Source organism: Janthinobacterium sp., from assembly GCF_009923995.1.
GTDB lineage: Bacteria > Pseudomonadota > Gammaproteobacteria > Burkholderiales > Burkholderiaceae_D > Janthinobacterium.
In genome coordinates, this window is the sequence record NZ_RFSK01000068.1 from 1 (window position 1) to 14,086 (window position 14,086).

A 14,086-nucleotide genomic window follows, 5' to 3' on the forward strand; every position below is an offset into this window, starting at 1 on the left:
CTTTCGCGCTATCGACAAAGCGTTGTGTTTGTCAGCTGCGAAGAAGGAAGAGTATGAAGCATTTCGCTAAATCCGTCAACCTTCTTTTTTACTACCCAGTCCCGGAAGACTGTCCCTTTTGTGCCGCAAACTACTGCGTCTCATTGGGGAGGCGACCTATAGCAAAGCGCCCCTGTAGAAGCAAGACTTTTCCCGGGTATTTGCGGCCAACTGCTACAATTTCGCCCCCTCAGCGCAAATTCGCGCCCATCCATAGAAGATTCACCATGAAACAACAAGCTCAAGGATCAGGCCTGACCCTGAAACGAGCTGGCTTTACCACTGGCTTCGGCGTGCTCGCCGCCACCCTCGGTTCCGCAGTCGGTCTCGGCAATATCTGGAAGTTCCCCTATCTGACGGGTGCCAATGGCGGCGCCGGCTTCCTGCTCATCTATCTGCTCGCCACCTTATTAGTAGGACTGCCCGTGATGATCGCGGAAATCACCCTGGGACGCCGGGCCAAGGTCAATCCGATTTCCACCATGGAACAGCTGGCGCCGAAGGGCAAGCCCTGGTGGCTGGTCGGCCTCATCGGCATGATCGCCGCCTTCCTCATCGTCGCCTTCTATTCGGAAGTGGTGGGCTGGGTGTTTGCCTATATCGCCAAGGCCATCGATGGCTCCATCCTCAGCAGCGACAAGCTGGTGACGGAAGCGGCCTTCGCCTCGCTGATCAGCAATCCTTTGCAATCGCTGCTCTGGCAATGGGGCGTGCTGCTGTTTATCGGCGGCATATTGATGCTGGGCGTGACCAAGGGCATCGAGGCGATCGCCAAGAAACTCATGCCGCTGCTGTTCCTGCTGCTGCTCCTGCTCTGCGCGGTCAGCCTGTCGCTCGACAAGGCGGGCGAAGGCCTGGCCTTTCTGTTCCGTCCCGATTTTTCCAAGCTGACGGCTTCCGTCGTGCTGACGGCCATGGGCCTGGCCTTCTTCAAGTTGTCCGTCGGCATGGGCACGATGATGACCTACGGCAGTTATTTCCGCGATGACCAGAATATCCCCGTCACCACCTTGCGCGTGATGGCGGCCGACCTGGGCGTATCGATGCTGGCCGGCATTGCCATCTTCCCCGCCGTGTTCACGTTTGGCTTCGCGCCCAGTGCGGGACCGTCGCTCGTGTTCATCACCATCCCCGCCGTGTTCTCGCAAATTCCCATGGGGCAAGCCCTGATGGTGGTGTTCTTCATCCTGGCTGCCGTGGCCGCCACGGGGGCGATGCTGTCGCTGATGGAAGTGCCCGTCGTGATTTTCCACGAGCGTTTCGGCTGGACACGCACCAGGTCCACCATCGTGACCATGCTGCTACTGGCCGTGCTCGGCTCCGTATGCGCCCTGAGTAACAGCACCCTGGCGGATTTCAAGCTGTTTAACTTGAATATGTTTGATCTGTTCGACTTCGTGTCATCGAATATCTTCCTGCCCGTGGGCGGGATTGCGATTGCCTTGTTTACCGGCTGGGCCTGGGGCAAGCAGCATTTCATCGAGGCGATCAGCAATCACGGCCAGCTGCACAATACAGCCCTGGCGCACGTGCTGCTGTTCCTGCTGCGCTTTGTCTCGCCCGTGCTGATCCTCATCGTGATGCTGAAGGGATTGAAAGTCTTTTAATCAGAGTACCCGGGTGTAGGTCTGGCGCACCAGCACCCGGTCGCCGCAATCGAAATGCCACCATTCGCTGTTGATGCCGAAGAAGCCCGCCTGGAACATGGCGTCGCGCAACAATCGGCGATGCGCCACCTGCTCCTCCGTTATTTCCCCCTTTTCCAGCAAAACCAGCTCCAGCGCCGGATGCGAGCGCTCACTCAGATCATCAAAACCCGTGCCCATGTCCAGTTCCCGGCCATCCGGGCCGACGATGGTGATGTCGAGCGCCATGCCGAACGAGTGAATGGAGCCGCGCGACGGTTCCGCTATATAGCCGAGCAACTCCGTGCCCTGCAGCGCATCCCACAATTGCTGCTGCACCCGCTGCGGGCGCAGGGCGTCGAGCACCAATAAATGATGATCGGGGCGCTGCGCGGTCAGCCAGGCCACGGCCTGTTCCAGGGCGGCGGCCGCATCGCGGTGCAGCCACGCGCAATCGATGGGGCTGTATAAATCGCGGCCGACGAAATTGTCGGGCGTGGCATAGCGCAAGTCGACGGCGATGCCGGCGATGCTGCTCAGGTGGCGAAATTGCGGATCGTTGCCGACCGCTTCCAATTGCAAACTTACAACAGACATCAGACTCCTCTTTCCAGGCAGTTGCGCGCCGCCACGCCGATGCTGTCGGCCAGGCGCCGGGCGCCATGCGACAACGGCGAGTGGCTGGCCGTCAATAAATACAGTTGGATGGGGATGGCGGGCGCCCAGGGACGGCGTTGCAGGCGCTCGGGCGAACCGGACGCTGCCGTAAAGGGATCGACCACGGCCATGCCGGCGCCCGCTTCCACCAGGGAACGGGCGATCTGGTAGGTTTGCACCACGGTGGAAAAGACAGGGTGGATGTCCTGCGCTTCGCAGGCGGCCACCACCAGTTCGCCCAGCGGATCGTTGTCCGCATGGCCGATCAGCTCGCCAGACAGCCCATGCGCCGTCAACGGCGTGCCGCAGTCGGCCGCATGCCAGGTGCCGGCCGGGGCGATGACCGTCATGACGCCGTGGGCGAGCGGTTCGGCCACGATGCCCGGATGGCGCGGGTCTTGCAAGGACACGGCCAGGTCCGCTTCTCCCAGGCGCAGGGTATTGACGATCTCGCCCGTGTGATGGGTGGCCAGCTGGCAACGCGTGTGGGGAAAGTCGCGCCGCCATTGCGTCATGGCGAACGGCAAGACACTGATGGCAATGGTGGGCGTGGACACCAACCGGATGGTTTCCACGGCATGGCCCTTCAGGCTGGCCGCCAGGCGGCGGATACCCAGCAAGTCGCGGTTGAGTTTTTCCGTCTCGACAAACAGCCGGTGCGCTTCCGGTTTCGGGTACAGCTTGCCCCGCACCCGCTCGAACAGCGGCATGCCCAATTGCAACTCGCAATGCTGCAAGACCTTGGTCACGGCCGGCTGCGAGATATGCAGCACCTGGGCGGCGCCGCTGATGGTGCCAACTTGCATGATGGCGTGAAACACTTCGATATGACGCAGCCGCATGAGCTATTCCTTTACCTTGCCGTGGCCCCGTGGGCCGTCAACGTTCAGCATATAAGAAAAAGTCATGGGCTGGAACGGCCATGCTACTTTGTTGCAACAGCCGGTGTTGCAGGGGCTGGCGTCGTCAAGACTTCCAGCAGGGCCGCCGTTTCACCGTCCGGCGTGCCGTCGAACAGTTTATTGCGATATTTCATCTGGAAGGCGATCAGCACATTGCGCGTCGCTTCGTCAAACACGCCCGTATTCGGCGTGGCATAGCCATGCTGCGCCAGCTTTTTCTGGAACCAGACGGCGTCCGGCACTTGCTGGTCAAAAATGGCGCGCTGTGCGGCGACGCGGTTGGCATCCGGCCACACGATCAGGCCCGCGTCGGCCAGCTGGCGCCAGGGGAACAACGGTCCCGGGTCCTGCTTGCGCTGCGGCGCGATTTCGTTGTGGCCCAGGATATTTTCCGGCGCAATGTTGTAGCGCGCCTGGATATCTTTCAGCAGCGGGATCAGCTCATCGATCTGCGCCTGCGAAAACGGATACCAGATACGGCCTTCCGGCGTGTCCTTGAAGCCCGGGTTGACGATTTCGATGCCGATCGAGCTGACATTCAACTGTGTATAAGTCTTCCAGTTACTCACACCCGCGTGATTAGCCTGGCGCGATTCATCGACCAGCACGTAAAACTTCGGCTTGTCCGTGTCCGTCAGCAAATAATGGCTGCTGACCACTTGTTCCGTCAGGATCTTGATCGAGCGGGGCAGGTCGCTGACCGTGTAATGGATGACGATGAATTTCACGCGCGGGCTCTGGCTGCGCGCCGTCAAGCTGTGGTCGAGGTGCGGCGCGGGCGTGCTACAGGCGGAAAGCAGGGCCACCAGCAGGGCGAGGGCGATTTTTTTCATGAAAGATCCGTGTTCGGGTTAATAAAATGTTCAGTCTTTGCCGCCGCCCTGGCTGGCGGTCCTGGCAGCCACCTGCGCCGCAGCTTCATGTGAACGGGCAACTTTTTGCTCCATGGTTAACGATACAGGCAAAGCGGCGCGCATGGCAGACGCGATGGCCGGATGCAATTGTGCCGCCCGGCCCGCCAGCACCACGGGACGCGGACCATGGCGCGCCGTCAGGGCCAGGGCCAGACGCGCCAATTCCTGCCCGGCGCGCTGCAAGATGTCCAGCGCCAGCGGGTCACTGCCGGCAGTGGCGGCGACGGCCAGCGCCAGGCGGCCGATGGTACCCCGATCTTCACCATACATGAAGGCGCGCGACAGCGACCAGTCGCTGCCGCCGACATGCGCAAACACGGCCTCGGCCATGGGCGATGCCTGCCAGCTGCCGGGCGCTTCGTCTTCGCGGCGCCAGATGTGGCGCAAGGCTTCGCGGGCGATCCAGTAGCCGCCGCCCCCATCGTCGAGCAGCACGCCGCGTCCGCCCGCACGGTGGAACACGCCATCGGTGTCGATCCAGGCGGCGATCGAACCCGTGCCCGCGTAGACCAGGTAACCTTCACCGGGCGCAAAACTGTCGCGATAGGCGATTTCAATGTCATTGCCTATGCTGACGTCTGCCGCGTCCAGCGCCAGCAGCGCGGCCAGGGTATGCGCCAGAACGGCATCGTCGCCGCCAAAACCCGTCAAGCCCGCCACCACGGCACGGGGCCGGCCGACGGCCAGCACGGCCTGGCACAGCCGGGTGAACGTGGCGAGCACGGCAGCGCGGCCCGCAGCGCTGCTCATTTGCAAGGCAGACAAGCCTTCCACGGCGCCGTCGGCCACGATGACGCCATCGGCAGTGGCCAGGGCCCAGCGCGTCTGCGTGCCGCCCGCGTCGATACCCAGCCCGAGCACGGCAGTATCAGTATGGATTGCAGGGGAGGAAATCATGGCATGAGTGTAAAGCCAAGCTGGACTTGCAGGCATGAAAGCTTGCGCATGTTTCATGCCTGCAGGTTATGGCCTGCCGGCCATCTTGCAACCTTACTTGGCAGCAGTCGTAAACGGTGCGCGCACGGTGACGCGGGGGCTTTCATTGCCGAGGCGGTCCACGGCGCTGACCACCACCGCATTGACTTGACCAGTGGCATCGTCGACCAGGGTCAGTTCGCCCTGCACGCCCGTCACGACGGTAAAGCGCCAGTCTTCGCCGTAGCGGGCCCAGATGGCGTACTGCGCCACGGGCTTGCCGCCGCCCGCCGCCAATTTGACGTTCAGGCTGGTGGAATCGCGGCGTGTGGCCACGGCCGGCGTGCCCGGTGCGTCCTTGCCCAGCCACGGCGTGGCGGGAATCAGGGCAGGGCTCTGATACACGGTCGCCTTGAGCTGGTCGCTGATGCCCTTGCGGTTCTGCATCAGGGGCACCATGCTGAAATGCACCTGGCCATTCGCGCCGGGGCGCGTGCGCGTCACTTCCACCTGCTTGATGATTTCCTGCGGCGTGAAGGACTTGGCGGAATTGTCGATGCGGCTCGTGTACAGGCCAGGCCACACGTGGCGGCCGTAGGGGTTTTGCGCCAGCCAGTAGTCGAGCAGCACGCCGAACGCCTGCGGCGCCTGCGCCACGGGCCAGTACAGTTGCGGCGACAGATAGTCGAGCCAGCCCTTGGCCAGCCACAGTTCCGCATCCGCATACAATTTATCGTACTGGCTGAAGCCGACGATGCCGGCAGGGCGGCGGTCCGGACGGCCGATGCCGAAGGGGCTGATGCCGAAGCGCACCCAGCTCTTCTCGCGGTGGATGCCTGTATATAAGGCTTCGATCAGCTGGTTGACGTTCTGGCGGCGCCAGGAAGCGCGGTCCAGCTGGCCGCCTGCCAGCAGATATTGCTGCCAGGAAGGTTCGTCAGGAAACGGCAGTTCGCGCCTGGCGCCGCCATTACCCGCATCCAGCGCGGCTGTTTCCGCGCCCGCACCGGCGCCGGGCGCATCGATCGGGTACGGATAAAAGTAATCGTCGATGTGCACGCCATCGATGTCGTAGCGGCGCACCACGTCCAGCACCACGTCTGTCGTGTGCTTCGAGGCGGCGGCATCGCCCGGGTCCATCCACAGGTAGCGGCCATATTGCTTGACGGAAGCAGGGTTGGTGGACGCGAAACTGTCGCGCGCCAACGGCGACTTGGCCGTCGCGTGGCGGGCACGGTAGGGATTGAACCAGGCATGCAATTCCAGTCCCCGCGCATGCGCCTGGGCCACCCAGAAGGCCAGCGGGTCATACAAAGGCAATGGCGGCTGGCCTTGCTTGCCGGTCAGGTATTCCGACCACGGCTCCAGTTGCGACGGGTAAATCGTGTCGGCGCTGGGGCGCACCTGCAGCACGATCGCGTTCAGATTCAGGGACTTGGCGCGGTCAAGGATGGCGATGGCTTCCGCTTGCTGCTTGGCCACCGGCAAGTTATTGCGGCTGGGCCAGTCGATATTGGCCACCGTCGAGACCCAGGCGGCGCGGAATTCGCGCGGCGCCGGCGGCGGCACTTCGCCCGTGATGTGCTGCACGGGCGGCACGGCCGGCAAACCCGCTTCGCCCGGCGTCACCGCGGAGGGCATCTTGGTGCTGGTACAGCTGCTGAGCAATGTGGCGGTGGCCAGCGCGGCCAGCACGCCAGCCGTGGCGCCCAGGCGTTTTTTGAAAGTAGACAACAAAACAATTCCTTGCAGTGGTGGAGCGCAGGTCTATCGGTGGGGCATTTTACTGTGCGCCCGCCATCCTTGCGGGCGCACACGGCAAAAGAATCAGGCCGCGGCCTTCTTGCCGAATTCGGGATCGATCTTGACCAGGGCGGCCATGATGAAGGCGGGAATGGTGGCGATGCAGACCCAGATGAAGAAGTGCTGGTAGCCCAGCATTTGCTGTATCCAGCCGCTGGCCATGCCCGGCAACATCATGCCCAGGGCCATGAAACCCGTGCAAATGGCGTAATGGGCCGTCTTATGGGCACCATCGGACACCATGATCATGTACAACATATACGAAGCGAAACCGAAGCCATAGCCGAATTGCTCCAGCGCAATGCCTCCCGCGATCACATAGATGTTGCTGGGCAAGGCCGTGGCTAGATACACGAACACCAGGTCGGGCAGGTGCACGGACAGCACCATGATCCACAGGCAGCGTTTCAAGCCGAAGCGGGAAATGATGAAGCCGCCCAGCAAGCCGCCCAGGGTCAGGGCGATGACGCCGATGGTGCCGTAGACGAGGCCCACCTGTTCCGTGCTCAGGCCCAGGCCGCCCTTGGCGACGGGGTCGAGCAGGAAGGGCGCGGCCAATTTGAGCAGTTGCGCTTCGCCCAGGCGGAACAGCAGCAAAAAGCCGAGGATGACGAAAATATCCTTCTTCCTGAAAAACGCGGCAAAGGTGGCGACGAACTCTTGCAGCGGAGAAACACCCGCTTCCTGGATGCTGGGGCGGTCGTCCTGCGGTTTCGGCAGAACAAAATAGTGGTACAGGAAGAGGGCGATGAACAGGCCCGACAAAATGGCAAACACGACGGACCAGGCCAGCTGCACATGACCCGTCGCATGGGTCAGATAACCGGCCAGATACACGAGGCCGCCCTGGCCGGCGATCATGGCCAGGCGATAAAACGTGCTGCGCACGCCGACGAACGCCGCCTGCTGGTGCTGTTCCAGGCCCAGCATATAAAAGCCGTCGGCGGCGATGTCATGCGTGGCGGAACTGAAGGCCATCAGCCAGAAGATGGCCAGGCTGATCTGGAAAAAATGGGGCAGGGAGGTCGTCAGGGCCACCAGCGCCAGCGCGGCGCCGATCACCAGCTGCAAGCCGACGATCCAGAAGCGCTTGGTGCGGTACATATCGATGAAGGGCGACCACAGGGGCTTGATGACCCAGGGCAAATACAACCAGCTGGTATACAGCGCGATATCCGTATTGGAAAAACCGTAGTTCTTGTACATGATCACGGATAGTGTCATGACGACAACATAAGGGATGCCCTGGCCAAAATACAGGGAGGGGATCCACAGCCACGGCTTATTTGACAGCTTATTCGCGCGCACCGGGGCGGTTTGTTTCACAAGCTCCATACATCCTTCGTTGTTGCCCAGACAGAAGAATGCCGCGCCATCGGATCAGAGGGCCAGTGCTGCCCGCACACTGCCGTCCGCTCGGGCCAACAATGCCTGTGCCTGGTTTGTGTTGATTTTTTTGATCAAGGCAACAATCGCTACCTTGACGTGAAATTGGCATTGCTCCAGCACGGTCCTGGCCTGCGCCTCACTGGCGCCGGTGGCATGCATGGTCAGACGCACGGCCCGCCAGATCAGCTTGGCGTTGGTCGGCTTCAAGTCTACCATCAAGTTTCCATACGTTTTATGCAAACCCACCATCAGGGCGCTGGAAATCGTGTTCAGGGTGATTTTTTGCGCCGTGCCCGCCTTCAGGCGCGTGCTGCCGGAAATGACTTCCGTGCCCGTGTCGAGCACGATGCCGCATTGCGCCTCGTGCGCGACGGGCGCATCGACGTTGTTGGCGATGCCGATCGTCAAGGCACCGGCCCTGCGCGCGGCCAGCAGGGCGCCCAGCACATACGGCGTGGCGCCGGACGCGGCCAGCAGGATCACGACATCATTTTCCTGCGGCAACAGGGCCAGCAAGTCCCGCTCGCCTTGCGGCAGATCATCTTCCGCCCCTTCGACGGCCGTGAACATGGCGCCCGCGCCGCCGGCCAGGATGGCGACGGCCCGCTCGGGCGGCCAGGAAAACGTGGGATTGAGTTCAACGCTGTCGAGCACGCCCAGGCGGCCCGACGTGCCCGCACCCACGTACAGCAGGCGTCCTCCGGCGGCGATGCGGGGCAGGGCAGCCGTGATGGCGGCCGCGATCTGCGGCGACGCCAGGCGCACGGCTTCGACGGCCCAGAACTGGTCATCGACCAGCGCCGCCACCAGTTGCTCCACCGGATACAGGTCCAGATCCGGATGCCGCCGGCTCGGGGTTTCAGTTTTCAACATGATTTCGAACATGGTTGAAGATGAAACCAGTTTAATACCGATATGCAAGATCAACCATGAAAGGATGGCGGGCGGGCATAACGGGAGTTTATGGCTGATGCAGGAACGTCGTGGCACTGCGCGCCATTGCTGGCGACCCGCGGCGTAAGTTCTTGCCCATGCAATTGTTAATTCAGTGCTCCAGAGGCAAGTTTCAGCCCCGTTTGTGTCTATACTGCGCTTCGACGCCATACTCAACGACACGCCCATGATTGCTCGCCAATTGCTGTTCCTGTTTAGCGCCCTCGGCGCCATCAACGGTATTTTCCTGGCCGTCTATTTTTTCAGCCGCCGGCCTCGCTGCCTCGCCGACTGCATGCTGGGCGCCTTGCTGCTTGCCGTCGGCGTGCGCACGGCCAAGTCCGCCTTCCTCTACTTCAACCCCGCGATCGCACTCGAATTCCGCCAGCTGGGCCTGTCTGCCTGCCTGCTGATCGGTCCCCTGACCTATCTCTATGTCCGTTCTTTCCTGGCCGGGCTCGCGCAACTGCCTGCCGGACAAGCATGGCGCTGGCATCTCGGCCTGTCCTTCCTGCTGATCGGCATTGGCGTTGCCTTTCCATATACCGCGTATCGTTCTGTGTGGAATCTGTCGAGTCATGCAATTCATGTGTTCTGGCTCTGCTACCTGCTGGCGGCCGCCAGGCTGCTCTGGCAAAGCCGCCGCGCATGGTTGAACGACGGCCATCGGATGGCGACCAGCACCATGCTGATGCTGAGCGTCTTTGCCGGCAGCTGCATCATGCTGACGGCGTACGCGAGCACGCCGTTCACCTCCTATATTGTCGGCGCCTTGTCGTTCACCTTCTCGCTGCATGTCGCCGTCATGGTCTTTCTACTGAGAAAGGAAATCATGACGCCCGCCGACCCGCAGCAGAAATACCGGCATACCCGCCTGGCGCACGCGGATGGGCTTGCCGTGCTCGCCGCGCTGGAACAACTGATGACCGGGCAGAAATCCTATCTGAATCCGAACCTGACCCTGGCCCAGCTGGCCAAGCGGGCGGGATGCACGCAGGCGCAGGTGTCGCAGGTGCTCAATGACAAGCTGGGCAAGAGCTTCACTACCTACGTCAACGAATACCGTATCACCGAGGCGAAACAGGTATTGAGCGACGAGCCGCAATTGAACCTGGATATCGTTGCCGAGCGCTGCGGCTTCAATTCCAGCTCCACCTTCTATTCGACCTTCAAGAAAGTGGCCGGGCAGACGCCCGCCAGCTTCCGGGCCCAATCCAGCCCGGCGGCCAGGGCTATTTCCGCGTAACAGCGCTCCGGAATCGCCATTCCGGAGTCTGAAATCACGTTTGGCGACATCAATTCCCCTGCATGCCGATAAATTATCGAGCACCAGCGATCTGCATCGATCGTTGCTCCGATAAACGTCATTCTTCATTCAGGGTAAAGCCATGATTCAGATTTTATTGCGAACGGTACTCGTCTGTTGTTTGTTAAGCATCACGGCCGCCGGCACCGCCGCAACCGCAGACCAGGACGAAAACGCCATCAGGGAAACCGTGCGCCTGTATATGCATGGCACCAGCTTCAACGTACAGGATGAGATCAACCAGGCCTTCCATGCAAGCTCACGCCTTTACCTGGACGGTAAAAACGATACGGAATGGGAGTTGAGCGGTCCGGAATACGCCAAACTCTTTTCCCAAGAGAAAATAGGGCAATTCAATGGGCGCCACGGGCGGCTGATCAAGGTCGATGTGAGCGGCAAGGTGGCCACCGCCAAGGCCGAGATCCACATTCCCCAACAAGGGGTCCGCTATGTGGATGTGTTTCTTTTGAAAAAGATTGCAGGCAGCTGGAAGATCGTCAGCAAGTCGGCCCATCGCGAGCCGGCCGCCCCGCGCCAGGCACGCAAGGTGCTGCTGGTGGTGTCGAATGTGCATCAATATCCCGGTACAAAGGTTAATGCTGGCAATAATTTCCCCGAACTGGCTTATACCTATGATGCCTTTCGCAAGGCAGGGTATGCCGTCGACTTCGTCAGTCCCGACGGGGGCGCCATTCCCCTGGAAATGATCGTCACGTCGGACGAGCTGCTCAAGAAGCATCTGTACGACAGTGATTTCATGTGGGCACTGGCCCATACCAAGCCCGTCGCCGAGGTCAGGGCAGACGACTATGCAGGCATGGCTTTCGTCGGCGGCGGCGCGGCCATCGTCGGCATCCCGGACAACAAGGCGCTGCAGGATATTGCCTTGCGTATCTACGAACAACAGGGCGGGGTGATCGCGGCCATCTGCCATGGCACCGAGGGCATCAAGAATCTGAAGCTGCGTGACGGTACTTTCCTCATCCAGGGCAAGGTGCTCACCTCGTTCCCCGATGCGTTTCTCAACAAGGAATCGCCGGTCTACAAGGCCTACCCCTTTTCGGCAGAAGCCAGCATCAAGCGCCATGGCGGCATCTTCCGGCACGGCGCCAACGGCAAGAGTCACGTCGAGGTCGATGGCCGGCTGGTGACGGGCATGAGCTGGGAAGCGTCCGTCGGCGTGGCGGAATCCATGATCCGCCTGATCGAACAGTAGCGGACGGTTTCCTGGCGGGTCGGGCGCGGCGCCGCACTGGCGCGCGCGGCTTTACAGCTGGCTGGGGGAGCGGCGCATTTCCGCCACGAAGTCGTAATGATCGCTGCGGCAATACGAATGCGTCAATTCCACCGCTTCGCCCGAGTCCAGGTAGGCGATGCGCGTGATAAACAGCACGGCCTGGCCATCGGGAATGCCCAGCTGCTTGGCCAGCTCGGCCGTCGCATTCATGGCGCGGATGTGCTGCAAGGCCCGCACGGGGGCCTTCTTGATGCTGCTCAGGTATTCATACAGGGAATCGCCCACGGCGCCCGGGTCCGACACCACGCTGAAGGGCAGCACGCTCACTTCGTATGCCATCACCACGTCGTCGGCCAGGCGCAAGCGCTCCAGGCGCGCCACTTTCGTATTCTGCGCCAGGCCCAGGCTCAGCTGTTCATCGCTGCTGGCGATGACGACGTCGCGCTTGAGCCAGCGCGAGCCGGGACGGTAGCCCCGCTGCTGCAATTGCTCGGAAAAGCTCGACAGGTTCGACAGCGGCTGCTCGATGCGCGGGGCAATATAGTTGCCCGAGCCACGGCGGCGCACGACGAGGCCTTGCTCGACCAACTGGTCGATGGCCTTGCGGGCAGTCACGCGCGATACGTCGAGCAGTTCGGACAGGGTACGTTCGGATGGCAGGGCCTGGTCTACCTGGTAGCGGCCGTTGCGTACGTCATCGCTCAGCTTGCGGGCGATCTGCATATATAAAGGCGAATTGTCATTTAAATCGACCTTGAGTTCTACGCTGGTCTGGCTCATACAGTTCTCCTTGTCCTCCTAGTGTAATAGCGATGGCCCTTGTGCGTATCCCGTCCACCCATGAATAAATGGAAAATAGGCATAAATAACGGTTATACACTTAAAAAAACAATGTTTTACCGAGGGTATAGCTTTGCATTATAGATAAATAAGCAATTTTCATTAGCGCGGGAAACTTTCCCGCCCTATGCTGGCGGCGCATCCACACAGGGCGTCAGAATATGAAAAAGAGAATCACGGGGCTGCTCGGCCTGCTGCTGCTGGGCGGCATCTGGCCCGCCATGGCCACGCCGCCCAGCAGCGCCAGCACGCCCGTGGCCGGCCCGCAGCAGCGCGCCCTCGATGCGGACTTGTCCGCCATCGTCGGCGATGGGGCGCATCCGCTGGCCAGCCTGTCCGTGCTGGCCATCCGCCACGGCAAGGTGTCGTACCAGCAGCAGTTCGGCTACCGCCACCTGGGCGCCACGCCGGCGGACCATCTGCCCGTCACGCCAGCCACCCTGTTCCGCATCGCTTCGGTGTCCAAGATGATGACCACCCTGGGCCTGATGCGGCTGGTGGAGCAGGGCAAGCTGAGCCTGGACCAGGATGTCAGTATTTACCTGGGCTTCTCCCTGCGCAACCCGCACTTTCCCCAGCAGCCCCTGACCCTGCGCAGCCTGCTCAGCCATACCTCCTCGCTGCGCGATGCGGGCGGCTATGCCTGGGGCCCCGAACGCCGCCTGCGCGACGTGTTTACGGCCGGCGGCGACCTCATGTGGGATGCGGCGGCCCCGCCGGGCCGCTATTTCACGTATGCCAACCTGAACTGGGGCGTGATCGGCACGGTGATGGAGCAGGTCACGGGCGAACGCTTCGACCTGCTGATGCGGCGCCTGCTGCTCGACCCCATGGACTTGCGCGGCGGCTATAACCCGGCGGCCTTCCCGGCGGAAGACGTGGCAAATACGGCCACCCTGTACCGCAAGCGCGCGCCGGACACGGAAGCGTGGCAGCCGCACGGCCCCTGGATCGTCCAGGTCGACGACTTTCATGCGCATGCCCCCGCCGCGCCGGCCGGCCTCGAACGGTATGTGATCGGCAGCAACGCCACCGTCTTCAGTCCCACGGGCGGCCTGCGCATTTCCGCCGCCGGCCTGGGCACGGTCATGCAGATGCTGCTCGACGGCGGACGCCATCGGGGCAGGCAGCTGTTGCAGCCGGCCACCATCGCGTTGATGTTTGGCCGGCAATGGCAGCTGGCGCCCGACGCTGGCAACGGCAACAGCGAACGGGGCCTGTACCGCGCCTGGGGCCTGGGCAACCAGCAGTTCGATGCCGTGGCGGGGCAGGGCAATGGCCTGGTCGACGGCGCCAGCTTCACGGCCGTGGGCCACCTGGGCGACGCGTATGGCCTCGTCTCCGCCTTCGTGCTCGATTTCAGGAACAAGAACGGCATGGTGATGCTGGTGGGCGGCACGGGCAGCGATCCGGAAGGCTATCCTGGCCAGTATTCCGCCATGGGGCGCAGCGAGGAATTGATCCTCACCGCCCTGTATCGTGGTGCGATTGCCAACAATCAATAGCGCGCCAAGATAGTGCATTCC

The 14,086-nt window shown here is 62.0% G+C and carries 12 protein-coding genes; 4 read left to right on the forward strand and 8 right to left on the reverse strand.

The window, feature by feature from the left end:
* The first annotated feature begins 266 nt into the window (after positions 1-266).
* Complete coding sequence (locus EBS11_RS24070; RefSeq protein WP_290607229.1) at positions 267-1,646, forward strand: sodium-dependent transporter; 1,380 nt, start codon at positions 267-269, stop codon at positions 1,644-1,646.
* Here the strand turns inward: EBS11_RS24070 and EBS11_RS24075 are convergent, their stop codons facing one another.
* From EBS11_RS24075 to EBS11_RS24105, 7 genes are all read right to left on the reverse strand, one after another.
* Positions 1,647-2,261: a M15 family metallopeptidase gene (locus EBS11_RS24075; RefSeq protein WP_290607232.1), complete on the reverse strand. Its 615-nt coding sequence runs from the start codon at positions 2,259-2,261 to the stop codon at positions 1,647-1,649. It abuts the gene before it with no gap.
* Positions 2,261-3,163, reverse strand: coding sequence for a LysR substrate-binding domain-containing protein (locus EBS11_RS24080; RefSeq protein ID WP_290607234.1), 903 nt, complete (start codon positions 3,161-3,163; stop codon positions 2,261-2,263). The genes EBS11_RS24075 and EBS11_RS24080 overlap by 1 nt, the downstream gene beginning before the upstream one ends.
* Positions 3,164-3,246: 83 nt before the next feature.
* Positions 3,247-4,056 (reverse strand): N-acetylmuramoyl-L-alanine amidase, encoded by an 810-nt coding sequence (locus EBS11_RS24085; RefSeq protein ID WP_290607236.1) that lies wholly within the window; start codon positions 4,054-4,056, stop codon positions 3,247-3,249.
* A 30-nt stretch (positions 4,057-4,086) separates the two neighbouring features.
* On the reverse strand, positions 4,087-5,034 hold the full coding sequence (locus EBS11_RS24090) for a BadF/BadG/BcrA/BcrD ATPase family protein (RefSeq protein ID WP_290607238.1): 948 nt from the start codon (positions 5,032-5,034) through the stop codon (positions 4,087-4,089).
* A 93-nt stretch (positions 5,035-5,127) separates the two neighbouring features.
* A complete protein-coding gene (locus EBS11_RS24095) occupies positions 5,128-6,789 on the reverse strand; it encodes a family 10 glycosylhydrolase (protein ID WP_290607240.1) in 1,662 nt (553 codons plus the stop codon).
* Positions 6,790-6,879: 90 nt separating this feature from the next.
* Entirely contained in the window at positions 6,880-8,190 is a 1,311-nt protein-coding gene (locus EBS11_RS24100; protein ID WP_290607242.1) for an MFS transporter, read from the reverse strand.
* A 45-nt stretch (positions 8,191-8,235) separates the two neighbouring features.
* Positions 8,236-9,117, reverse strand: a complete 882-nt coding sequence (locus tag EBS11_RS24105; RefSeq protein WP_290607245.1) for an N-acetylmuramic acid 6-phosphate etherase — start codon at positions 9,115-9,117, stop codon at positions 8,236-8,238.
* A 247-nt stretch (positions 9,118-9,364) separates the two neighbouring features.
* On the opposite strand from EBS11_RS24105, the gene EBS11_RS24110 reads away from it, so the two are divergent.
* Positions 9,365-10,423 (forward strand): helix-turn-helix transcriptional regulator, encoded by a 1,059-nt coding sequence (locus EBS11_RS24110; protein ID WP_290607247.1) that lies wholly within the window; start codon positions 9,365-9,367, stop codon positions 10,421-10,423.
* 142 nt (positions 10,424-10,565) lie between these two features.
* Entirely contained in the window at positions 10,566-11,699 is a 1,134-nt protein-coding gene (locus tag EBS11_RS24115; protein WP_290607249.1) for a nuclear transport factor 2 family protein, read from the forward strand.
* A 51-nt stretch (positions 11,700-11,750) separates the two neighbouring features.
* On the opposite strand, the gene EBS11_RS24120 is transcribed toward EBS11_RS24115, so the two are convergent.
* The gene (locus EBS11_RS24120) at positions 11,751-12,500 is read right to left on the reverse strand and encodes a GntR family transcriptional regulator (protein ID WP_290607251.1); all 750 of its coding nucleotides are present in this window, start codon (positions 12,498-12,500) and stop codon (positions 11,751-11,753) included.
* Positions 12,501-12,721: 221 nt separating this feature from the next.
* Between EBS11_RS24120 and EBS11_RS24125 the strand changes: the two genes are divergently transcribed.
* A complete protein-coding gene (locus EBS11_RS24125) occupies positions 12,722-14,065 on the forward strand; it encodes a serine hydrolase (protein ID WP_290607253.1) in 1,344 nt (447 codons plus the stop codon).
* Positions 14,066-14,086 lie beyond the last annotated feature (21 nt).